We start from the raw sequence: 24631 nt of genomic DNA, 5'->3' as shown, positions 1-24631 counted from the left end.
ACCATATGAGATGGTGTTTTTTTATGCCTGTATATTGCAGAAATCCTCTATCACTCATGGAATCGAAGATGAAAAAGAGATCTGCTTAGCAGACCTCAAAATATTTAGTTATTTCGGGACATTCCCTATTTTTTTATTGGTGTCTTATCTATGGGATGATGACAATGTGGGCATTCCTTAAGCTTTGTCGCATTCTTCAATGGCAAATACTGATGACAGCTTGGACAACGCCACGATACCAATGCCAAAGCAAAATAAACAACAAGCATGACGACTAAGGCAATAAACATAATCATAGCTATTGTTCTTAGCTTCATGATCAAGCTCACTCCAGCAAGGACGGCTAGCACCAGTGCTATCTTCCTTGTAAGTCCAATTAAAAGCTGTGTTGTCTTAAGACTCATAACACTCACCCTTCCTTACTTGAAATATTATACCAATATTCCCATCTAAAAAAAAGCCAGTTATGTAATTTTCTAAGTCTGTCTGAAAATAGAATTTTTCTCTTTTCCCAGAATATTTAAAAAGCGTTGAATAATTCAACGCTTTTCATATTATTCTCCAATTGCATCCATCATAGCTTTTTGGAAGACTTCTGTCTTGTTTGCAGCATCAGCAGCATCTTTGCCTTTAATTGAGAAATAGAATTTACATTTTGGTTCTGTACCAGATGGTCTAGCAGCAATCCAGCTACCATCTTCTAAATAATATTTCAGAACATTTGATTTAGGTAAGTCAATAACACTACCATCACTGCGTGTTGAATTAGCATAATCTTCAGCTAAAGTAACCTTGTAGCCACCAATTTCCTTTGGTGCTTCTGCTCTCAAAGTGTTCATAATTTCAGCAATACGCTTAGCGCCTTCTACACCAGCTTTAGCAAGAGCAATCTGGCTTTCCTTGAATGTACCATGTTTAGCATAAAGTTCATTTAAGACATCAATGAGATCCTTGCCCTGTTTCTTGTAGTAATTACCACATTCTGCAGCAAGTAAGACAGCCTGTACAGCATCTTTATCTCTGACAAAGTCTTTAACAACACAGCCATAAGATTCTTCATAACCAAAGATAAACTGTTTTTCACCTGTCTTCTCATATTTTCTAATCTTATCACCAATAAATTTAAAGCCAGTTAATGTCTTTTCAACATCAACACCATAGCTTCTCGCAACAAGTTCACCTAAATCAGAAGTTACAATAGTATTATACATAACCGCATTAGTAGGAAGTTTACCCTGTTCTTTTAATTGTGAAAGGATATATTCAAGATAAACTGCAGCTGACTGGTTACCAGACATGAGTACATATTCACCATTATGTTTTGCAACAACCCCAAGTCTATCACCATCAGGATCAGTAATCGCAATGACATCAGCATCTACTCTCTTTGCTAGTTTGATAGCTTCATCATAGGAAGAAGGTACTTCTGGGTTAGGAGATTTTGTATTGTAGTAATCTGGATCTGGTGCACATTGTGACAATACAGGCACAATATCATAACCCAATTCTTTCAATACTGTTCTTACTGGCCAGTTATCAGCACCATGCTGTGGGGAATAGACAATCTTGAAGTCACTCTTGTCTAAGCCAGGATTGATTTCACAGCTCTTAACCGCATCATAGTATGCACGGTCAATTTCTTCACCAACCCAGTTAATAAGATCATAAACTTCATCTTCAGCAGGAACTTTGACTGCTAATTCGTCTTCTACTTCATTGACATATTGAGTCACCTGATCTGCCCATTCAGGAATAAGCTGACAACCTGTATCATCATAAACCTTATAGCCATTATATTCAGCTGGGTTATGAGAAGCAGTAATCATGATCCCACCAGCACATTTTAAATATCTTACCGCAAATGATAATTCAGGTGTTGGTCTTAATGATTCCATGATATATGTCTTAATACCAAAACCAGCTAAAATCTTTGCTGATTCATTCGCAAAGATATAAGATTGATGTCTGTTATCATAAGAAATAACAACACCTCTTTCTTTCCCATTTGGCTGTTCTAGAATCCATTTCGCATAGCCTACATTTGCTTTTCTGACCATGTAGATATTCATACGGTTTGTACCAGCACCAAGAACACCACGCATACCTGCTGTACCAAATTCAATATTTTTATAGAAGGCATCTTCCTTTGTCTTTTCATCCATGCCCTTTAATTCATTCTTCAAAGTACTATCCATACCTTCGAAGTTAAGCCATTTTTCATAATTTGTCTTATAATCCATTCTCAATTCACCTCTAGCACCATTATAACAAACTTCTCATTTTCTTAAAATAGAAAACGGTTACCACATTGATATTTATCCTACACAATTAATCTTTGTTTGTTGCCAAGAAATAAGGGAGAGCTACAAAAACAATACCACCAACAATATTACCTAATGTTACAACGATTAAATTATAGAAATAACCAGACAAAGTTATTGGTAATCCAGCTGGATTCAATAAAGCTACAGTTAACTGTGTCATATTCGCAATAGAGTGTTCAAAGCCACAAATAATAAAGGCAAATAAGCACCAGAAAATCATAATCAACTTTCCTGAATCACTCTTGCATCTAAAGCCACACCAGACAGCCAAACAAACAAGAACATTACATAAAATGCCTCTGACAAATAACTGTAAGGCGCCAGCTGACATTTTCGCAAGTGCCCCTGTCGCCAAGAATTTCGCTGTAGCAGGCGTATTCATGCCCGATAGCTCAAATAGCCATGCCAACAGCGCACTGCCTGCCAAGTTTCCAATCCAGCATACGACAAATAATATCAACATATCCTTGATTGAAACTTTCTTCTTCATAACACCAGCACTCATGACCAGCGTATTGCCAGTAAAGAGTTCTGCCCCAGCGATTACGACAAGCGATAAGGCAATGCCAAATGCTGCCCCCATGACAATCTTTGTGGCTGGAGCACCATTTAATAAGCCACCAATTGTATTAATCAAGATATTCCCAAAGCCAATAAAGGCCCCTGCCATCATTGAGGAAATAAAATAGCCTATTGGTCTTTTCTTTAAGAACCTTGATTTGTTTCTTGCTGCATTACTTAATGCATCAAAAGTATCATCGTACATAATTGTTTACCCCTTCTTACATATTGATATTTAAAGCATACCAATAATAAAATGTAAGGGCAATCATTTTTTTGAAAAATAAAAGGAGAGTTTCCTCTCCTTCTCATTCTTATTATTCAGCAACTTTCTGTTCTTTAACAACTTTTTCGATAGATGCGATTGCGTCTTTTTCATCTTCACCTTCAGCAGTGATTTCAACGCTAGCCTTAGTTGGAACACCTAAAGACATAACACCCATGATAGACTTTAAGTTAACTTCTTTACCATTATAAGTTAATTTAATGTTTGAAGTAAATTTTGAAGCCTGGTTTACTAAGATAGTTGCAGGTCTAGCATGTAATCCTACTGGATCAGCTACAACGAATGAATATTTTTCCATTAATAAAATCCTCCTTGAATATGCATTCATTATAGCACAAATTCTACACATTTCCATAACTTCTCTAAACTTTTTTAAATCGCTTACATACAAACACATCAATCCTTTTCAAATGCATATATTCCAACGATTTCTTGTGATTTTTTTCATTATAAATTATCCCCATAAATACACCAAAAAAAGAGCATCATAATTGATGCTCTTGAGCTATTTCCTGATAGCTTCCGGTAAGTTTCGCAATAATAATAAATCGGTATGTAGAAAGGCTGTAAAAGCCTTGATTTTTGATATCTCGTAAAGCTTGTGTATAAAACGTCACAAATTTTTCACGTTCCTTTGTTAATTCTGGGACGACTTTTTTGAGATAAGTATCCAGCTGGCTAAGACTTCTAAAATGCAGATAACCATAGTCTTCATATGCTTCTAGTATCGTAAATCCTACATTGATCAATGATTGTTTAGCTGTTTCCACATTCCATTGACTGCGTAAAGCTAAAGGCATATACATATTGAGGAATTCTTTGAGATTCTCGCTGCCATTCTGATTAAGGACAAAGATGCCTCCTGGCTTCAATACACGCACTACTTCATTTTTATCATATGTAGAATATTCATTCGCAAATAGATCAATATGATTATCTTTAAAAGGCAAGCCCTTTTCCTGAGTGAGTCCAGTGACTTTAATAGGAAGGCCGGAAAGATTCTGTTCGACTTGATATTGATCAAAGAAAGGTTCAACATCAAAAGTCACTTCTGGATAGGTCTGAAAGTTCTTGACATAATCTCCGCCATCAATGGACATAAAGGCTAGATGATCTGTTGGCTGAAGATATTTTTTTGTCAGTTCTATTTCATTGTAAGTAGGCATAGAGCGTTCATAGTCTTCTGAAGCTGCTTCCTCCTGATTAAAGTAAGCTTTCACTTCATCTTCTAGCTTTTCTGTTTCAACAATATATTTCTTAAAACGTATCTTGCCATAATAAAGCACTAAATACTGCACAACAGCATCAGAAACAATCCCCATGGCAATAAAGACAAGTAAGTAAAGGAACCATTCTGTTGAAAACACCTTTTCACTAAAGAATAGTAAATAAACAAAGAAATAAACAAAGCCCATACGTGCTGAACGATTATAGCTATAGGGTAAATTGAAAATCATAAAATATCCTGTATTATTTGTCTTTAGTGCTTTTCTTGCCATGATCTCTACCGTAATAATCTGCATTACAAGAAGAATGCCGATTAATGCAAGAAGTGAGACAAAGAGACTCATCACATTATTCATAATATCCTCCCTAATTTATCGCTTTTCCTTTTAAATCATAATACTTTCTTTCATTTACAACAATAAAGCCCCTGGCATCAAGTGCAACAGCTTCTTCTGTTGAGAAGACAACTTTAAAGCCATCATCTGCATCATAGATATAATGACGACCATTTCTATTTAAGATGACATATGTGACACCATCAATACGTTGTAGGGCATCTTTTGTAAAGTCTGTACATTTGTCTTCTAGAACTTCTTCTCCTGTAGAATCATAAACCGTAAATGAACCATCAGCCTTATAATAAGCATAATAATCACCACCAATATAAGCAATTCTTTGTTTAGAAGTGAGAATTGCTTTGCCCTTCTCATCAATCAGAACATATTCTTGATTCTTCTTGATGGCAATCGCTAAAGCATTCTGATCAAAAGCTTCTGCTTCTACAAAGACCTTATCAAAAGCTTTCTTACCATTCATATCATAGTAAACAAAGCCTTGATCTTTGACATAAACAGGATAGAGCTGACCCGCTAAATAAGTGACTGCTGGTTTTAATTGAACATCCTTAATTTTATATCTCTTCTGTCCATTCACAACAACATGTGGGCCATAAACATACTGTTCATCACGCACAAGATAATGTTCACTATCCTGATAGTAGGAATTGATTTTGACACTCTGGCCTTTCTTGTTGATAAGATATGTTCCTGATGTATTTTCAAGCATGATATTGTTGTTGGATAGAGAGGCTTTCGTCACTTCCTGATCAACACAGGAAATCATTTTCTTCTTTCCATCAGCAACGATAGCGGCCTTATTATCTGCATCATAGAGAACAACTTGATGATCATTGCTAGCCATTATCTGATAATTTCCACCTTCATCAAGAGTCAATGGCTTGTTGACTTGGGAGATGAAGAAGATCTGTAGCTTATGGTTGAAGACAAGCACAATGACATGTTGATTTCCTAGCGTATACATTACTTCTTCTTTGCCATTATAGAGATCTTTCTTTGTATCATAGAGAACACGATAATGCCCTTTTTCATAAAGCACAGGGACATCTGTTTTCTTAAGCGCGACATTCTTATCAGCCTTATAAATAGTTTTTCCTTCTGCATTTATAATAGCTGTCTGTTTATAAGATAAAGGTACATTCTTTGTCTTTACCAAAGTATTGGAATCACGTTTGACTGTGAGTTTAGTTTGATAGTTTTTCTTGTTGATAGTTGCCGTGATAACTGCTCTGCCTGCTTTATGAGCCGTAATAAGACCTGCTTCATCAACACTGGCTACTTCAGGATCATCACTTACCCAAGTGATATGCTGATTGACAAGATTCTTGACTTGAATACTACCAGTTGCGCCTTTTGTCATCGTCATTGTCGCAGGTACAGAAAGCTTTTCTTCTTTGACAATAATCTTACATTTAAGCGTTGTATCACCAGCTTGAATCGTCACAACATCCTCACCTGGATTTAATGCACGCACTTCACCCTTTTCATCCACTTCAATAACATCTTTCTTGCCTGTCTTAAAGCTTAAAGTACGCTTGCCTGCATTCTTCACCTTAATCTGGCTATTCTTACCAAGCATTAATGTCTTTTGTTTTTCATCAAGAGTGATTGGACGGTCTTTAACAGTAACTGTTGTTGTGAATGTCTTACCTTCAGCAGTAAGACTTATCTTTGTCTTGCCGGATTTGATAGCTGTAAGAATGCCATTTTCAATCTTCGCAATCTTTTCATCAGCACTCTTATATGTCACAGAGGCATCTTTCTTAACATGACGAATACCAACTTTAGTCTGTTCATCTTCCATCAGAACAATATTTTCTTTATCGAGAGAAAGCACACGTTTCTTCACAGTTATCTTTGATTGATATTTTTTATTACCAATTGTAGCCGTGATGGTTGCGGTTCCTTTTTTCTTCGCTGTGACAAGACCATTTTGATCCACTTCAGCTATATCATTCTTGTTTGAAGACCATGTAATAGGACTATTAGGATCACTATTTCTTACAGTTAATTGTAATGTTTCAAGTTCAATCAAACTTGCTTCTTTTTGACTGATAGCTACTTTGACATTGGATACATGAACCTGGGCTTTAAGCTTACGTTTGCCTATAGTCGCCTTGATGGTTGTATTGCCTTTCTTCAAAGCTGTCAGCTTGCCATTTTCATCAATGGATACAATATCAGGATTGGCTGATTGATAACTAACAGCACTATTCGCTTTAAGATCCTTAATCTCAACATTTGTTTCCTGACCAACAGTTAAATCATAGTTTTTCTTTTTTAAACGTAAGTCACGTTTCTTCACTGTTACAAGCACATGAATCTTCTGACTCATCACACTTGCCGTGATTGTCACTTTACCAGCTTTCTTAGGAACAACTTGGCCATTTTGATCCACAAGGGCAATCTTTTTATTACCCGATGACCATTTCACTGTTTCTCCTTCACGTACACCATTTAAGGTAATCTTAAAGGGATCATCATCCTGAAAGACAGTTGTTTTCTTGATATCAGCACTCACCGTAGGTTCAGTTACTTCGACCTTTGCCTCGAGCGTATTATCACCAGTTTGTGCTTTGATTGTTGTTGTGCCCTTCTTTAACGCTGTGAGATGACCATTTGCATCAATAGAAGCAATCTTGTCATGTGCACTCGACCATTTCACTTCACGATCACGATTATCCAATACTGCAATATCTTCTGTCTGACCAATATTGAGTTTGATATGCTTTGTCGATAAGCGAGGGATGATAGGTGTAACGGTAATGACTGTATCAACACTTTCATCACCCACACGTGCTGTTATCATTGCCCGACCTGCTTTCATTGCATTGACGACACCATTTTGATCCACTGTCACAATCTTATTATTGGATGAACTGTAAACAGGTGTGCTTGAAGCATTCTGTAAATTCAGTGTTGTACTTGTAAGTTCTTCAAGCGTAAGTTCATTCTTTTCAAATTGTAGATGTGTTGATGGGGTATTGTAGGTTGTGAGTAAGGTATTTGTGCCAGAGATATATTTATTATTGATTGTTTCCTTACCATCATAATTAATAAAACGATATTGATCTTTATTATTCTTTACAATATATCCTGCATTCTTCACTTCCTGATAGCTCTTATAATCATAATCAGTCAGTTTTTTGCCCTTTGTATTATATAATGCGTAGAGATTTCCAGCCTTGTTTTTTGCCATAAATGTCACAGTCTCACTCTTTGAACTGCTACAGCCACTTATTGCGAACGCTGCGACAAAAAGGCCTGCTAAGATACGTTTCATGCGTATTTCCTCCTGTATTGCCCATTATATCATAAATTAGCTAAAAGAAAATTGCCAAGGAGTCAATAGCTAAACTCTCAAATTTCTTTTATTACGCTATATTTTCAATATAGTGATGTTTTGAACATAGTCCCATATACAAGTTATATATCCTTTTTGTACTTCATTTTTAGAAAAAACTCATCTAACATTGTATCACTCCAACAAATATATAATGACTAACCATATCAATTATAACACATGAAAATGTGCCCTAACTATTATTACAACACATATCATTTTCAGCATTTCCATTCAATTAATATAAAAAAACATCCATATCGGTACATTAAATATGTACAAAAATACCCCAGAGGATGCTTAAACATATAAAAACAATAAAAAAAATCAATACAGAAATATGCATTGTTCCTTCCTTGAAAATCAGTCTATCAACAGCTTTAAAGCAATTAACAAAATAAGCGATATGAGGTTGAGCCCATGAAAACCTTCGTATTTGTCCTTTTCTTATATTTTTTCTGATAGGGAACAACTCTCATAAATATCGAATGATTCAAATTTCCTTTTTGATATTTTTTCGTTATAAAATTGATTCCTTGAAATAACATTTGTATTTAACTGAGAGAAGTTCCTTATCAAATATTCTTATTGTAATCAGAATTAACTAACTGAATGAGTCAATTATTTAACACTTAAGGGAGATGACAACAATTTACTATCCGACAATTTCAAACGTTTAAAATATGTTGTCCTATAATCACGTGTTTCACTCCGTTGCCTGAGATAGCAAACACCCGATCACAGTTGAGGATAAGAAATCAGCACGACTCTATGTAGAATTTCAGTAATCAGAGGATGGCAACATTTCTTAATATAATTGATGCTATTCACCCTCCATTCATGATTATTTGCTATACTCAATTCTATTTGCTATACTTAACTCAGAATACCAATTTGGATATAAAGATGTATGGATTTTGAAGCAATACATAGTAGACGCATTTACTGATACCCCTTTTAAGGGAAATCAGGCAGCTGTATGCGTAATGGATGAATGTATTCCAGATGAGCTGATGTAAAACATTGCCAAAGAAAACTGTTTCTCAGAAACTGCTTTTACAGTAAAAGAAGGCGAAAGCTATCATCTCCGCTAGTTTACGTCAGGCGGTGAAATTGATTTCTGCGAGCATGTAACACTGGGAACATCATATGTGCTGTTTAACTTTTACGAAAAAGACACCGAAATGATAGATTTCAAGGCACAAGTGAGAATGTTCTATATTCAAAAAAAGAAGCTACCTCTGTCATGAATTTTCTTGCCTATCATTGCAATCCCGTCCCTGTAATGGATACTATGAAAGATGCCATTGGGGCGGATGTTTTTGATGCTTATCTGGACAGGGATCTTCTTCTGGTACTTGAGGATGAGAATACAGTGATCAATCTGAAGCCCGATCAGAAGAAAACGGAGCAACTTGATGGAGTGACAGCAAAAGGGGACGGCCTACGGCTGTGTTTCCCGTATCTTTGCACCAAAGATGGGCGTACCAGAAGATTCAGTGACAGGCAGCACTCATTGCATGATCACACCTTATTGGTGTAAGAAGCTTGGTAAAAATCAGCTGACATGTTATCAGACATCAGAATAATCCAGAGAACTTTATACAGGGATTTCTGGAAATCGTGTAACGATTGCCGAGAAAGCGTTACTCTTTTCTATTGGTGAGATACTTAAAAAATGAAAAATGAGAATTTACAGAGAATTTCATATGTGTAGTGATAAAAAAATGAAAGCTGTAGTTATTTACGAAGCTGGCGGACCGGATAAACTTATTTTGGAAGAGCGTCCGATTCCAGAAACAAAAGCCGGGTGGTCTTTAGTAAAAATTCGCGGATTCGGAATTAACCATTCGGAAATTTTTACGCGCAATGGATTGTCTCCAAGTGTACAATTCCCGAGGATTCTGGGAATTGAATGTGTTGGAGAAATCGCTGAAACGACGGATGAAAAACGGCTTCCCGTTGGACTGAAAGTTGTATCTATCATGGGAGAGATGGGAAGGGCTTTTGATGGCAGTTATGCAGAATATGCACTTCTGCCAAATCGCCAGTTATATCCTGTGGAAACGGATCTTCCCTGGGATGTTCTTGCTGCAATACCTGAAACCTACTATACCGCCTATAATTCCATGCTGAATCTGAAAATCAGTGAATCAGATCATGTTCTTGTAAGAGGCGGAACCAGTGGAGTCGGCATAGCGTTTTTAAGATTGTTAAAAGGGAAATATCCTGATATTCAGGTAACTGGAACAAGCCGTCGCCCAGATAAAAAGCAGCGGCTTCTTGAGGCAGGATTTGATGATGTTGTCTTGGATAAGGATAATATTCTTCTGACAGAGCAACATTATTCTCGTGTACTGGATTTGATTGGGCCTGCAGCAATTCAGGATACGCTGCGTCATATGACAGAAGACAGTATTGTCTGTATAACCGGTCTGCTGGGTGGTGTTTGGACAATGGATAATTTTGATCCACTGGAAGACCTTCCTGCAAATTCGTATCTCACTTCCGTTGAATCAAAGAATGTCAGCGAAGAAAAAATGAATCATTTGCTAAAGTTTATCCAGCAATATCGTATTAATGTCAGACCAGAAAAAGTGTTCTCTCTGGATCAAATTCGGGAGGCACATACTTATTTAGAGGACACTAAGAGCTTCGGAAAAGTGGTTGTATTGCCGTGACATCTGTCGATTGTAGAAGCGTGCAAATTCTAGTTTGTACTTGCATAGGATTTTGAAGCGTCTCCTTATCGAGGCGCTTTTCTTTTGCTCATGCAGTTGGATTGCAACATAAAAGGTGAATTACCCTGACTTCTATAAGTCGGAGTAGTTCAGCCAAGAAAACTTCCCTATTATTTATGTTTGAATTACTAGTAGAGTTATTTGGAGAAATGATTATAGGATAATTTTATCAAACAAATATTACAACAGTATATCAAACAGTTCTAACTATGCGTAGCTATGCTCTGATAATTGTATTCTCATAGTTTTTTTTGTTCAAAATTTTCCTGCAAAAGAAAACCAGTCACAAGGACTGGTTAAACTATGAGAGATGCAAAGGCCTGTTATTAGATCCGGTAATATTATCATCTTTATCAATAGCCACATAATAAATTGCATTTTCTTGTGGTTTATAATAGATATCAAGTTGCTTAAGTGAAGAAATCTTTAATCCTTCATTCTTTAAAGCCTCTTTTACCGTATTCTCAACATCTTTCACATTTACATCATCTCTAAACTGAATATGAATGGATGTCTTCATGGCTAAGCCCTCCCTTTGATAATATTTTATCACAGTTAGCGCTGATCATAAAGAATATACGTATTTTTCAATGAATGTCCTTTCTTGTAGAAAGAGAAACATATCAATATCGTTGTAATCACAAATAGCAATGTCAGTCCCAGATAGGGCAGCATAGCACCTACAACATCCTGATCGACAAGAAAATGAGGGACAAGAGGTAATGTCTCAAAAAGCGATAAATGCATGGTATTCTTTGTCGAAGCTACAAGACCATCCTTGATACTGATGGCTGTCGCAAAGACCTGACCGATAAGTAAATCGACAGCACTGATGACAAAAGAACCAATGATTCCTTTCTTGTCCATGCGCTCACCAAGCCACAGATAGCCAAAGAAAGTACAAAGTCCAAGAATAATACCAGAAAGTGAGACAATAAGGCCAAGCTTATGATAATGGGCAAACATCCATGAACCGATAAGGCCTAGTAAAAATGCTGAAAGCAAGCCGGCATTTTGACTTTTCTTAGGTTGATGTTCACGCTCCTGTTTCGCAAAGGACTGACGGCTGACAATCTCAATATCTTCAGCCATAAAAGCTGGATAGAGCACACCTGGCTGTTTTGTGAAACGGTCGACAGTATGAATTTTGAGTTCTTTAAAAGTAAGAACGAGATTCTTGAGAATGGCTTCAAGCTCTTTTGTGTTCATTCTTCGATAATTCAGCACAATCCCTAAATCATGATCTATTAAATAAGCACGTTTGATATCATCATTATGGATATAGAGACGATTAAGATAATCGGACAGACTCTTCTTGTGTGTTACTGAACTCATGATGGCTAAGCGATAAAAAGGCATGAATGCAAGTATCAGAATATACTCATCAATCACAAGATAATAATAATCAGGCTTATCAGTAGGATTCAGTTTTAAATCAATAATATCCTGCTTCTTCACATTAACCCTCCTATCAAAAAAGGGAAACTTACATTTCCCTTTTTATATTAGTCGTTGACAGCAGCATTCTTTGCTCTGAATGCTCTCTTACGTTCATTCTCAGTTAAGTATCTCTTTCTTAATCTGATTGATTCTGGTGTAATTTCTACTAATTCATCTTCGTTGATATAGTCAAGACATGTCTCAAGATTCATAATTCTTGGACGTTTTAAGACAACAGTAGAATCCTTTGTAGAAGAACGTGTGTTAGTCTTTTCTTTAAGCTTAGTGACATTGACAACTAAGTCATTATCCTTAGCATGTTCCCCAACAATCATACCTTCATAAACTTGTACGCCTGGGCCTACAAACATCACACCACGGGCTTCAGCTGAACCTAGTGAGTAAGCTGTAGTCTGGCCGGTATCAATAGAGATCAAGACACCAAGTTTTCTTTCGCCGACAATACTATCATTGTCCATTGGACGATATTCTAAGAATGTATGGTTGATAATACCATAACCTCTTGTCATTGTAATGAAGTTTGTCATAAAGCCAATTAAGCCTCTTGAAGGAATAACATAATGAACCTTTGTCATACCATTATCGGAAGACATATCATCCATGATACCCTTTCTTAAGCCTAATGATTCAATAACTGAACCAATACAATCATCAGGTGCTTCAATTTCAAGATCTTCATATGGTTCACACTTCACACCATCAATATTCTTAATAATAACATGTGGTCTAGAAACCTGTAATTCATAGCCTTCTCTTCTTAATGTTTCAATTAAGATAGATAAATGTAATTCCCCACGTCCTGAAACAATCCATTCTTCAGAGTTAGGAATTCTTTCAACCTTTAATGATACATCCTTATTTGTTTCACGGAATAAACGTTCTTCAAGCTTAGTAGCTGTTACGAACTTTCCTTCCTGACCAGCAAATGGTGATGTATTTGTACCAAAGACCATCTGAATTGTTGGTTCATCAACATGTAATAATGGCAATGGATCAATATGCTGTGGGTCACAAACAGTTTCCCCAACACCAATATCAGCCAATCCTGCAAATGCACAGATATCACCAGCATCCACTTCATCAACTTCAATACGATGTAAGCCAAGGAATGTATAGAGCTTCTGTACTCTAAATGGTGTTGTTGTACCATCAGCACGACAACATACTACATTATCATTTAAATGAATTGTACCTCTTTGAATACGACCAATACCAATACGTCCAACATAGTCATTGTAGTCAAGTAAAGCTGGCTGTAACTGTAAGCCATCTTCAAGATCCACAATTGGTGCTGGGATTTCATTGACAATCATTTCAAATAAGTTATCCATTGTAGCTTCCTGTGTTGCTGGATCTGGATCGAGTGAAGATGTACCATTTAAGGCTGAGACATAACATGTTGGGAAGTCTAACTGATCATCATCAGCACCAAGTTCCATGAATAATTCAAGAACTTCATCCATAACTTCATCAATACGTGTAACTGGACGGTCAACCTTATTAATAACAACGATTGGCTTAACATGGGCTTCTAATGCTTTCTTTAAGACGAAACGTGTCTGTGGCATTGTGCCTTCATATGCATCAACAAGCAATACGCAACCATCCACCATGTGCATGATACGTTCTACTTCACCACCAAAGTCAGCATGGCCTGGTGTGTCTAAGATATTGATTTTATAATCTTTATAATGAATTGCCGTTGTTTTAGCTAAGATAGTAATACCTCTCTCTCTTTCTAGGTCATTGCTATCCATTGCTCTTTCCGCAATTTCTTCATGGGCTTCAAGTGTCTTTGACTGCTTTAATAGCTGGTCAACAAGTGTAGTTTTACCATGGTCAACATGGGCAATAATCGCTACATTTCTAATTTCCATATAATGTGCACCTCTTTCTAACTCGCATATTATAACACAACATTTTTCTATCACAACAAAAAAGTATCAAAAATAAACCCTTACAATCATACTTTTCTTACTTACCCACAATCACTTCAAGATGATATTTCTCACGAATAGAATCATTTGCCTTTAAAGCAGTTGAGATTTGCTTGCGAATCCTCTTAGCAACCTGTTGATAAGTCCCCTTAACCTTCTCTTCCTCTTCGACTTGTTTTTTCTGTGAAGTTTGAAATGCCTGATATTCTTTAAGCTTCACTTTGGTAAAGACATTGGCGGATTCATCATAGACTTCTAGACTATCCTTGTTGATATGATGGGAGAGAATTTGGATTTGCCCCATATCAATGCTGATCTTTTGATCAGAAATCGTTATTTTAGCTAATTCAGGCTTCACCCCTATTTCCATATCACCACGATAAGTCATCAAGAAATAGCCTTTAGGATTAGGATTTTTCCAGTCCTGTACACCAAGACTGTCATCAAAACGTCCAACTCTTGAATAGTCATAGGTGATTGACGAGATGTCTTCAAATGAATTAAGCATAGTCTTGAGACTTTGTTTTGTAATGGCATGCTGGTCTTGAAAGCGATAGAATGTGCCGGCAATAAATACCAACACAACAACAACCCCAATAATGATGATACTGATGATCAAATTCTTCTTTTTTGAATGCATGTTCTACCTCCATTACTCATATTATGCACGTTGAGTAAAACTTTTTAAAGAACGCAAAGAAAAAAAGGCCATTTTCATGACCTATTTCTTAATCATCTGAATAGCAATACAGCCAGGACCACCATGTGTCACAAAGACTGGCGTTAATTCATGAATTACTATCTCTGTTTGAGGGAACGCATTGCGAAGTATTTCTGCATAACCCTTTGCTTTCATTAAAGCTCCAGCATGTGTGACATAGAGAATCGCATGTTCATCCACACCCATATCCTTATAACACTTGATGATTGTTTTTAAAGCACCACTTTCTGTCTTCTTAATGGCATATTTATCAAGCTTCTTGCCATCATCACTTAATTCTAGAACAGCTGTAATCTTCAACAAGCCACCAAGCTTAGCAGCTAATGGTGAAAGACGTCCACCTCTTTTTAAGAATTCAAAGTCTGTCGGAATTAAAAAGCTCTTTGTATAAGCCATTTTGTCATTAATTGTCTCAATGATTTCTTGTGTTGAAGCACCTGCTTTGTTGAGTTGGATGGCTATATCAACCAAGTGACGATGAGGACCACAGAGTGTTCTTGTATTGATGATATGCATATGTTCTGGATGTTCTAGCTGATTTTTCGCAAGAACTGTGGATGCATAAGTACCTGATAGACCCTCGCTCATCGTAAAGACAAGACAGTCTTCATTCTGATATTGTTCTAAAACTTCTACCGTATGACCAACACTGGGCTGTGATGATTGTGGCAAAGCCCCTTCGGCAATTTTTTGAATAAGTTCATCTGTTGTCAGATCGACTAATTCTGTATATGTCTGATTGTTGATAGTGACATGTAAAGGGAGCACTTCAATGCCTAAGGCCTGTCCCTCCTGTGGGGAATATAATGCGCTTGTATCCGTAATAATCTTCATTCCATATCATCTCCTACTTCAACATTAATGCTTCTAGTTACAAGTGTCAATATATTTAGTATTTAATACTAGATTAATTGACTTAGATTGACTATTGGTGTATTCTTCATGGTGAGGTGATATATCTTATGGATAATCAGTATAATCATGTTCATATTCTACGTTGGCAGGAACTACCGGATTTTGATCTCTATATGGATCAGGTTATTGGATTAATTGAAAAGAGTTTATCTTTCTTGAAGCTAGATGAAGATGACAAAATTGTTACATCAACAATGATTAATAATTATGTTAAAGCCAAACTTGTCAGCCCTCCTATAAAAAAGAAATATAGTCGCGAACATGTTGCTTATTTTACAGTCATTTGTTTATTAAAGAGAGTGTTCTCTCTTGATGAAATCTCTACGCTTCTTAAGATTCAGTTTGAGAATGTCCCTCTTGATGAATCTTATAATACTTTCTGTGATGTTTTAGAAGCGTTGTTGATCAATGAAGAAATTTCTGATGATATCAAGGTAATGGATGGACATATTGGTGACTTGTTTTTAAAAGTCATGCGTGCGTGTGTCTATGCCATACATGCATCACGTATTATTAGAAACGTAGCTCTCAAAAAAGAAGAAGACGAGAAAAAAGGTTAAGTCATTTACGACTTAGCCTTTTTGTATAAGCATGTTGTGTAATTTCATGCATGATTTTAAAGAGTTTTTCTTTGTCTTTTGTTCTAAAGAGGAAGATATGATCACTCATCGCCTCTGCAAGTGCCACGTCCACGTCATCCTCTAAGGCAATAAACTGGCCATAACGCTTCATGATCTGTTCGTTACTTAAGGCGTACTGCACATCCTTACGTCTCCCGGCATACCCAACCCAATATTGTCTATTGATATCATAGAAACATTGATCATATAAAATCATATCAGCCCAGATCGTATAAACATCCACATCATAAGCTAAATTCATCATATCAGGAATATAAGCCCCCGGTGCTCTCATATTCACTTCCAAACCGACAAGATCACCCTTTTTACCAAGATAATCTTTATCTTCTGTTAAACGTATGAATTCAAAATGAAAGAAACGACTCTTTGTCCCAAACGCTTTGACTGTTCTTTCACCAATATCATAAATATCGGATGCAAAGACAGGCTGTTGATAGAATGTGGTATCAAGATGTTCATTAACCATATCCATAACAGGATCACACATGACATGGGATGTGGACATGAGAATATTGCCATGACTATCTGTAATACCTTCAAATGTTTCCACATTACCTGGTACATAGTCTTCAACAATAAATTGTGTGTTTTGATCAAGTGTTGGATAAATCTTTTGGAATTCCTCATCACTTGTCAGCTTATAAGTACAGCTTGCCCCCATTCCATCATCAGGCTTGACAATAACAGGATAGCCTACTTCTCTTGCGAAATGGAGTCCAGTTTCTAAGCTGTCTAAATAAGCATACTTGGCCACAGGGATTCCAGCACTCTGATAGACATCTTTCATTTTTGATTTATGTCGCAGCTGATCCATATCGACAAGCTTAGGCCCCGTTGTGACATTGAAGTCAGTACGTAAGTGTGCTTCAAGATAGAGCCAGTATTCATTCTCTGATTCAATCCAGTCAATCTTGCCATACTTTGCTGTATAGAAACCAACAGCACGGTAAACATCTTCATAGTTCTGTAGGTCTGGAATGTAATAATATTCATCAAGGGCATTCTTTGTATTGTCGTCAACACCATCATAGGGTGTATCACCAATACCTAGAACTCTCGCCCCTCTTTCCTTAAGACGCAGGCAGAAATTGTAATAATAATGCGGAAACTGTGGTGAAATGAAAATGACATTCATTGAGAAACCTCCTAGATGACTCTTTCAAAGAAATAAGGCAACTGAACACGCCACCATGGCCAGTCATGGCTTACGTCATAGCCCCAGAAGTCAATCCAGGCAGGAATATTCTTTGCTTCTAAAAGTTCTTTCATGCGACTAGTTGAACGGACCATATCGTCTTCCCAGGCTCCCTGACCACAACATAGGACAATACGGCATCTTCTATATTTATCGACAAATGGATGATCGTAACTCATTCCCTGTAAATATTCGACTGGTGAATTACGATAAGTGATATCATTGTGGAAATCACCAAAGAAGAGATCACTATCATAATATCCTGATAAAGCAACACAGCCTTTAAAGATATCCGGTGCTCTAAACATGAAATTAGCGGCATGAGCTGCTCCCATTGAACATCCTGTCGTAATAATACCATCGGCATAACGACCATCTTTCTTGTTGATCTCAAAGATTCTTGGTACTAATTCGTTGACAATATAATAATAGAATTGTTCTACGATATGTGTGCGCTGTTCATATGTTTCACCAGGCTGACCACTCCAGCCTTCTTTATCCATAGAATCACAACAGAACAACTGAATTCGACCAGCATCAATCAAATGGGCTACAGAATTAACCATGCCCTGGTTCTCAAAGTCATAGAAACGCCCATCCTGGCTAGGAAAGACTAATACTGGTTCAGCTCCTTCTTCACCATAAACCTTAAATTCCATATCTCTTTCAAGACATTGACTATATTCTTTAAAATATTGTGTTTTCATAAGCATCCTCCATTAACCTAATACAAATTCAATAAATGCATTCACTTCATCCATAGTTTCAAAACGTGCTGTATACGTATCATTGCCCATGTCATCACTTAAGATATCCGGCATTCTTTCAACCATCATTAAGTCATGATGATATCTTTTCTTAATTTCTTCATCCGTATGATGATAAACAATTTCATCACGTCTACCTGCATAGACACAATGGTATGGTCTCCTATTTCTATTATAAAGACTTTCCCCACTTGTGACCATATCTGCATAAATATCATAAACATTTATATCATTAGCCCAGTTCATCATATCAGGGGTATAACCACCTGGCATACGCATATTGACTTCCAAGCCGACAACATCACCCTTGTTGGCAAGACCTGGTTTGTCCTTTGTCAGCCTGAAGAACTCCATGTGGAAACAACGGCCATTGACTGGAAAGACTTTAACAGCTTCTTCCCCATAGTGCTTTAAGTCTTCTGGAATGACACGTTGTGAATAATAGACAAATGATTTATGTGCTGAGACGACATCTAATAATGGATCAGGAAAGACATGACTTGTTTCAAAGATAATATCATGGTTTTGTGAAGCAATTCCATCAAATGACTCAATCACCCCTTCAACAAACTCTTCCATAATATATTGCACATCAGCTTTATGTTCAAAGAAATCCACCAGTTCTTCTTCATTATTGATTTTATGCGTATCCTGTGCTCCCATCCCACTATCAGGTTTCGCAATAACGGGATAAGCCACTTCATCAATAAATGCTTTTGCCGCATCAATCGTTGAAACAAGAATATAACGGGCAGTAGGAATATGGGCCTTGGCATAATACTCCTTCATTCTTGATTTATGTTTGACATCTTCAATAATATCATTCTGTAATCCTGTTGTAATATTGAAATCTGTACGCAAACGTGCATCACTCTCGAGCCAGTATTCATTATTGCTTTCAAGCCAATCAATACGGCCATACTGGAAGATAAAATAACCCATAGCTCTCACTAAGGCATCATAGTCTTCAAGTGTTTCAACATAATAATATTCTTTCACTGAATGTTTGACTTCTTCACTCAGTTCATCATATGGTACATCCCCAATTGCCAGAACATTAACACCCTGTTTCTGCAAGCTTTCACAAAAATGATAATATGTTTTTGGAAAACCAGGCGAAATAAACACAAAATTCATTTCCTCTTCCCCCTTTTGGTTTGTAGTATAGCATTTTTTCTATCATTGCACTAATGTTTTCACATATTTCTAACTCTTCGCATATTATTTATGATAATACGAATTCTTATTCCCTACTTATATAATCAAAAAGCTAGAGATCATACTCATCTCTAGTCTTTTGATTGTGTCTTGAATTTCCTATATGTCACTGACATCACCAATATAAAATAATCCTCCAACAATTCCCTTAAACGATTTGTCGCTTCTTCCTTTAAGCCCGTCGTATCTTTTTTTGTCAGAATCTTGCCTAAACGAGATAAGGCACTTTTCTTAGAAGAAGCTTGCAGGAGAACAGACACATCGCCTAAAGCTTGTTTCTGATAGAGTTGATAGGATTGGAGAAATTGTTGGTAACTGACATCTTGTCCTAATGTTGAGAAGTCTGTTTGATGATTAATGCTTTGTGCAATATTACAATATAGATTCAATATATTATAAGATGCAGCATAAATATCATCATAGCTAATAGAGAAATGTGAAAAATTGTTTTCATACCGATCTATCTTCTCAATAATGTTATGTGTAAAGCGAGCGAAAGCAGGCGAATAGCCATAAGCTATTCTTTTCGCAAAGTCTTCAAAATGAGCATTAAGCTTTAACGCCTCAAATATCAATTTGCCTTCATACATATCATTAGTCAAACGGTTCATATCTTCTAAATCATGAGTAACACGCGTCAAGAGGACTTTCTTGCTGATGGAAATGCATTCTTCACTTTGAGCACTCCAGACAGGAAACATCACATCCCCCATCTCACCAACAAGACTCTCACAAAATAAATCGTAATTCATAGCTATTTCTTTATCGCATATTTCGCAAGAATATGGACAACTTCTTCAACTGGCATTTCGGTGATTTCTGAGATATCTTTATTTGACATGCCTCTTTCACTCAGATGACAAATAATATGTTGGATCTTCTTTTCATAGCTCGTAAGAATTGTTTCCAATTCATCATTTTCCTGCTCTTCTGCCTGTGCTTTAAGCTTCTTATAAGCATTTTCATGCTTCTTCATCTCTTTATGACGATTCGCTCTTGCTTCCATGAAATCTCTTGTAAACTCTTCTAAATTCTCATTCATAATATCACCCTTCTCTATTGTATAAAAAAACAAAACAAAATGAAATAAAATCAAAAAAAGGCACAAAATTGTGCCTATGAATAAAATGCCATTTTTGTAATCTTGTTGTTGGTGATGGTAAAATCAATACCTGGTGCTGTTTTCGCATCTTTGAAGAAGTCAGCTTTCTTCATTTCTACATCCTTTTCCCCATAGAAATAGAACTTTACCTGATCATCAAACATAAATGTTCGACTTTCATCATTAAAACGTTCTTTTACTTCTTCCCCATCAGCACTCATTTCCACAAAGCTACCTTTAATCGTAATATACTGATCACCAACAAGTGTCATACTTGTAATCTGACCAACCTCTAAACCAGAATGTGTACTTGAGGAATAGGTACCATCTTTCATCTGTGTAACAGTAACGTTTGGTGTTGTTGAAGATGATGTTGTTTCTTTTTCTTTAGTGACTTGAGCTGGTTCTTGATTATCATCTTTGACTATTTGTTTTTTTATTTCTTCTTTTTGTTTTTTCTCTTTGTTGGTATTTGTATCACTTGTTGGAGTAGATGCACTTTTTTGGCTTTGTGACATATAGAAGTAGCCAAGACATCCAATTAACGCCAACAAAATAATAATGATCAGAATCTTCTTTTTCATATCTATTCTCACTTTCTCTTTACCTCTATTATATGCAAAAAAGTAAAATAAAAAAGTCCTAAGAATAGAAATCACACACATACAATAATTTCACAAATTTGAGAAGGAGTGATCGTCTATTGAGGCAAGTACATCATATTCATGGAAGAAAAAAGCAGTTATCCTGCTAGGCGAATAAGTAGAATAAAAAGGCAGGATAGCTGTTGTTGGTAGGAAGTATGATGACCTACCCTATGGATGCAGGAATATGCAAAGCATATTTCCTAGTTTTATTGTATCACTTTAATCACAAAGATAAAGTCTTATGTGAATTAATTCCTATATTTTGACGCATCTTTGTGAGATTAGTGTCATTATTGATGGAAAATATCACAAAAATAGCAATAATAATGCAAAAAGTGTGTACAAACAAGAATTTATCAGTATAATAATTGTTGTCTCAATTCCCAAATACACGCAAACATGAGACGCGATACCTAGCTTACGAGCTAGGTTTTCGTTTATACAAATATATTTCATGTCTTATTGACATACTCTTTAAGTATATCGATAATATTATTGTATTACTAATGAGGAGGGTAATATGGATACAAACTTACAAGTCATTTATGATAATGCTCCCATGCATGATCCTCTCACTGGCTTATTAAATTATTACGGTTTTATTAAGCTCGCCCAAAGACGCATTGATCAATGCCCCCACCATTACAGCATTATTGTTACAAATTTGAAAGACTTTAATCTTGTCAATCAAATCTATGGTAATCATGTTGCTGATCATATTCTTATAGCTTTTGGGCAGGCTTTACGAAAAATCGCCACGGTTGATAAAAGTATTGTCTATGGAAGAATTAGTGCTGATCACTTTGTTGTTCTCTATCCGACAAACTTGTTTCAAAAAGACAGGATAAGAGAGTTCGCTGATCAATTCACGAAATCAAGTGAAGCATTAGAGATTATGAATGTGCATTTTCAATTTGGTCGATATGATTTTAAAGGTTCGCATGATTCTGTTGCAGTTGGTTGTGATAAAGCATTTTTTGCGTTAAGATCGATTAAGCGTCAGGGGATTGTGGAATTTGGGAATTATTCTGATCATGATCTTGATGTGACATTAAGGATGAAGAATATTCTTTCTATGATGAATATTGCATTGAAAAAGAAAGAATTCAAGATGTATTTACAGCCTCAGGTTGATATCCAGGGGAATTTGGTTTCAGCTGAAGCACTTGTGCGCTGGCAGACACCTTTTGGCATGTTAATGCCTTATGAATTTATTTCCATTCTTGAAAAAGCACATCGTATTCATGAAGTGGATTATTTAATCTGGAAGCAGGCTGTTGAAACACTCGCTAGATGGCAACATACGCCCCTTGCCTCCATTAGTATTTCTGTCAACGTTTCTCCCCTTGACTTTCATTATTTTGATCTCTATGACGTCTTTACGAGCTTATGCGAAGAAGCCCATGTGCCTACCAATAAGCTCAATATTGAAATTACTGAACAGTGTATGATGGATAATCTTCATGAAGTCATCCCGCTCATCAACCGTTTAAAACAAGCTGGCTTTACGACTGAAATTGATGATTTTGGCTCAGGCTATTCATCTCTTAATCTACTTCGTGAACTGCCTGCTGATATGATTAAATTAGATCGTGAATTCATCAATACAGTTACCATCGATCAGGCTGCGAAAACTGTTTTAAGAAATACTTGTCATATGATTAATGAACTTGGGCATGGGATCATATGTGAAGGTATCGAACAAATTGAACAAGCTATTTATTTAAAATCCATTGGTTGTCATATATTCCAAGGTTATTATTATTCTAAACCAATCCCACTTGATGAATTCGAACACAAATATCATCTTCAAACAAGCGCATAGCTTGTTTTCTTTTGTGATTCATTGTTTAATGGACATTATAAAGGAGTAATATTCTATGGATCAGTCATTATTACAATATATCAAAGAAGAGAATGGTCAGAAAAGCTTGGATATTAGAATATTCTTAAAGGCTTATGGTCCACTTAAGTATAAACATCCTGTCTATACAAATCTTATTCCACTTGTTGCCCTCTTTGATCAATATGAAGCTAACGATATACATCTCATCTATACACCACTTCCTCTAACCTACAAACCAGCCATCTTTACATATCATGAAGAAAGCCCCCTTTCTCAAGATCAACAATATGCCCAATATCTTTCCAAAGAGAAAACACGGGAAACAAACACACTGGCCCGTTTAAAACAAGATAACAGCGATACATTGACTCAATATCGCATTATCAAAGATGCCTATCTCATTCAAAAAAGAAATGCTCATACTAACTTCGAAGAAGAACTCTTCACACTCAATGAAGCACTTTATCCCAATGAGCACGGCTGTATTAGTCAATATTATCTTCAATTGACAAGAGAACTTGATATCCTTGCTCGTTTAAATGCCCAAGGTATTTATGAACGTGTTGATGCTTTAAACGATGGCCTTCTTGGCTTACTAGATGCTGTAGAAAGCTATCAAATAGCATCAGGTGTGGATTTTGTGAAATATGCTGAAAGCTATATGCGTGATCGCATCACCCATGCAGCCCTTGAAGCAAGCAATCCAGAACTGCCAGGCGGCAAACTTTCCCCTTACTACTATCAGATTATGAAGCTTCATGATAAATATATGTTGGAAGGATATGAAGAAGAAGTTATCTTGCGTATGATTTATAAAGATATCAACACGCAAGAAGAAATCATTACCACAACAATGATTGAACAGGCATTAGCTTATCGCTATCGTTATGAAAAGCCAAGAAGTCAAGAAGTAGAGGAACTAAATCCCTTCATGAGCATGGAGACTTTTAGAAAAACACATCTCTATGACCACTTGCGTCCCTATTTCCGTTTTAATCTTCATAAACAATTTGTTCGCATCTTTGAACACCTTGATCACCAAAAGAAAGAACTTGTCATTTTCCTCTATGATCTCAACGATACAAGAAAGGATCGTATTGAAGAATTGACAAAAGATACATTTTCAGATAAAGCTTATCAAAAAGCTATACAGCAAGCTGATCATGAATATTCAATGACTTTAAGAAAAGATACATTTGCATCTACATATCATATAAGAGATATTGATGAATTTGAAGAAGAAGCTTATGATGATATGTTGGATATTGGTGGCCAAAGGCTTGTTGAAACATATGATGAATTTATCAACAATTATATTAAAGTTACACTAATTGACTAAAGGG

General features: G+C 36.3%; 22 protein-coding genes. 5 read left to right on the top strand and 17 right to left on the bottom strand.

The genetic code is table 11. The annotated features are described in order from the left end of the window. Nucleotides 1–125 precede the first annotated feature (125 nt). The 6 genes from FYJ79_RS04995 to FYJ79_RS04970 all read right to left on the bottom strand — a co-directional run bounded on the left by FYJ79_RS04995 (nt 126) and on the right by FYJ79_RS04970 (nt 8037). Nucleotides 126–404 (bottom strand): hypothetical protein, encoded by a 279-nt coding sequence (locus FYJ79_RS04995; protein WP_154515071.1) that lies wholly within the window; start codon nt 402–404, stop codon nt 126–128. Between the two features lie 150 nt (nt 405–554). After that, entirely contained in the window at nt 555–2240 is a 1686-nt protein-coding gene (locus FYJ79_RS04990) for a phospho-sugar mutase (RefSeq protein WP_154515069.1), read from the bottom strand. Nucleotides 2241–2328: 88 nt separating this feature from the next. After that, a complete protein-coding gene (locus tag FYJ79_RS04985) occupies nt 2329–3090 on the bottom strand; it encodes a formate/nitrite transporter family protein (protein WP_154515067.1) in 762 nt (253 codons plus the stop codon). Nucleotides 3091–3202: 112 nt separating this feature from the next. Beyond that, the gene (locus FYJ79_RS04980) at nt 3203–3469 is read right to left on the bottom strand and encodes a phosphocarrier protein HPr (RefSeq protein ID WP_033162753.1); all 267 of its coding nucleotides are present in this window, start codon (nt 3467–3469) and stop codon (nt 3203–3205) included. A gap of 187 nt (nt 3470–3656) precedes the next feature. Next, nucleotides 3657–4754, bottom strand: a complete 1098-nt coding sequence (locus FYJ79_RS04975; RefSeq protein WP_154515065.1) for a class I SAM-dependent methyltransferase — start codon at nt 4752–4754, stop codon at nt 3657–3659. 10 nt (nt 4755–4764) lie between these two features. Then, nucleotides 4765–8037 (bottom strand): Ig-like domain-containing protein, encoded by a 3273-nt coding sequence (locus FYJ79_RS04970; RefSeq protein ID WP_154515063.1) that lies wholly within the window; start codon nt 8035–8037, stop codon nt 4765–4767. Between the two features lie 1538 nt (nt 8038–9575). On the opposite strand from FYJ79_RS04970, the gene FYJ79_RS12820 reads away from it, so the two are divergent. Then, the gene (locus FYJ79_RS12820; protein WP_407695590.1) at nt 9576–9686 is read left to right on the top strand and encodes a hypothetical protein; all 111 of its coding nucleotides are present in this window, start codon (nt 9576–9578) and stop codon (nt 9684–9686) included. A gap of 120 nt (nt 9687–9806) precedes the next feature. Then, nucleotides 9807–10778, top strand: coding sequence for a zinc-binding dehydrogenase (locus FYJ79_RS04960; protein WP_229771329.1), 972 nt, complete (start codon nt 9807–9809; stop codon nt 10776–10778). Between the two features lie 361 nt (nt 10779–11139). Here the strand turns inward: FYJ79_RS04960 and FYJ79_RS04955 are convergent, their stop codons facing one another. The 5 genes from FYJ79_RS04955 to FYJ79_RS04935 all read right to left on the bottom strand — a co-directional run bounded on the left by FYJ79_RS04955 (nt 11140) and on the right by FYJ79_RS04935 (nt 15791). Beyond that, entirely contained in the window at nt 11140–11358 is a 219-nt protein-coding gene (locus FYJ79_RS04955) for a DUF6465 family protein (protein ID WP_154515061.1), read from the bottom strand. 35 nt (nt 11359–11393) lie between these two features. After that, complete coding sequence (locus FYJ79_RS04950) at nt 11394–12296, bottom strand: hypothetical protein (RefSeq protein ID WP_154515059.1); 903 nt, start codon at nt 12294–12296, stop codon at nt 11394–11396. 47 nt (nt 12297–12343) lie between these two features. Further along, a complete protein-coding gene (typA, locus tag FYJ79_RS04945) occupies nt 12344–14176 on the bottom strand; it encodes a translational GTPase TypA (RefSeq protein ID WP_154515057.1) in 1833 nt (610 codons plus the stop codon). A gap of 97 nt (nt 14177–14273) precedes the next feature. Beyond that, nucleotides 14274–14876, bottom strand: coding sequence for a DUF4230 domain-containing protein (locus FYJ79_RS04940; RefSeq protein WP_154515055.1), 603 nt, complete (start codon nt 14874–14876; stop codon nt 14274–14276). A gap of 81 nt (nt 14877–14957) precedes the next feature. Beyond that, nucleotides 14958–15791, bottom strand: a complete 834-nt coding sequence (locus FYJ79_RS04935; RefSeq protein ID WP_154515053.1) for a DegV family protein — start codon at nt 15789–15791, stop codon at nt 14958–14960. Between the two features lie 128 nt (nt 15792–15919). On the opposite strand from FYJ79_RS04935, the gene FYJ79_RS04930 reads away from it, so the two are divergent. Then, nucleotides 15920–16432, top strand: a complete 513-nt coding sequence (locus FYJ79_RS04930; RefSeq protein ID WP_154515051.1) for a DUF1836 domain-containing protein — start codon at nt 15920–15922, stop codon at nt 16430–16432. 1 nt (nt 16433) lies between these two features. On the opposite strand, the gene FYJ79_RS04925 is transcribed toward FYJ79_RS04930, so the two are convergent. The 6 genes from FYJ79_RS04925 to FYJ79_RS04900 all read right to left on the bottom strand — a co-directional run bounded on the left by FYJ79_RS04925 (nt 16434) and on the right by FYJ79_RS04900 (nt 21379). Continuing rightward, nucleotides 16434–17648, bottom strand: a complete 1215-nt coding sequence (locus FYJ79_RS04925) for an ATP-grasp domain-containing protein (RefSeq protein ID WP_154515049.1) — start codon at nt 17646–17648, stop codon at nt 16434–16436. Between the two features lie 11 nt (nt 17649–17659). Further along, entirely contained in the window at nt 17660–18415 is a 756-nt protein-coding gene (locus FYJ79_RS04920) for an esterase family protein (protein WP_154515047.1), read from the bottom strand. Nucleotides 18416–18427: 12 nt separating this feature from the next. Beyond that, on the bottom strand, nt 18428–19612 hold the full coding sequence (locus FYJ79_RS04915; RefSeq protein ID WP_154515045.1) for an ATP-grasp domain-containing protein: 1185 nt from the start codon (nt 19610–19612) through the stop codon (nt 18428–18430). Nucleotides 19613–19764: 152 nt separating this feature from the next. After that, nucleotides 19765–20445 carry a hypothetical protein gene (locus FYJ79_RS04910; RefSeq protein WP_154515043.1) on the bottom strand — a complete coding sequence of 227 codons (681 nt, stop codon included), beginning with the start codon at nt 20443–20445 and terminating at the stop codon, nt 19765–19767. Between the two features lie 2 nt (nt 20446–20447). Then, nucleotides 20448–20735, bottom strand: coding sequence for a hypothetical protein (locus FYJ79_RS04905; RefSeq protein WP_154515041.1), 288 nt, complete (start codon nt 20733–20735; stop codon nt 20448–20450). Between the two features lie 74 nt (nt 20736–20809). Then, nucleotides 20810–21379, bottom strand: a complete 570-nt coding sequence (locus FYJ79_RS04900; protein WP_154515039.1) for a hypothetical protein — start codon at nt 21377–21379, stop codon at nt 20810–20812. A gap of 583 nt (nt 21380–21962) precedes the next feature. Here FYJ79_RS04900 and FYJ79_RS04895 point away from each other — a divergent pair. Together FYJ79_RS04895 and FYJ79_RS04890 are read left to right on the top strand one after the other, a co-directional pair. Beyond that, the gene (locus FYJ79_RS04895; protein WP_154515037.1) at nt 21963–23267 is read left to right on the top strand and encodes a GGDEF domain-containing phosphodiesterase; all 1305 of its coding nucleotides are present in this window, start codon (nt 21963–21965) and stop codon (nt 23265–23267) included. Between the two features lie 55 nt (nt 23268–23322). Next, entirely contained in the window at nt 23323–24627 is a 1305-nt protein-coding gene (locus FYJ79_RS04890) for a hypothetical protein (RefSeq protein ID WP_154515035.1), read from the top strand. Nucleotides 24628–24631: the final 4 nt, after the last annotated feature.

Origin of the sequence: Sharpea porci, from assembly GCF_009695655.1 — a bacterium.
In the GTDB taxonomy this organism is placed as follows: Bacteria; Bacillota_I; Bacilli_A; order Erysipelotrichales; family Coprobacillaceae; genus Sharpea; species Sharpea porci.
This window is presented reverse-complemented; position numbering and strand designations above follow the sequence as displayed.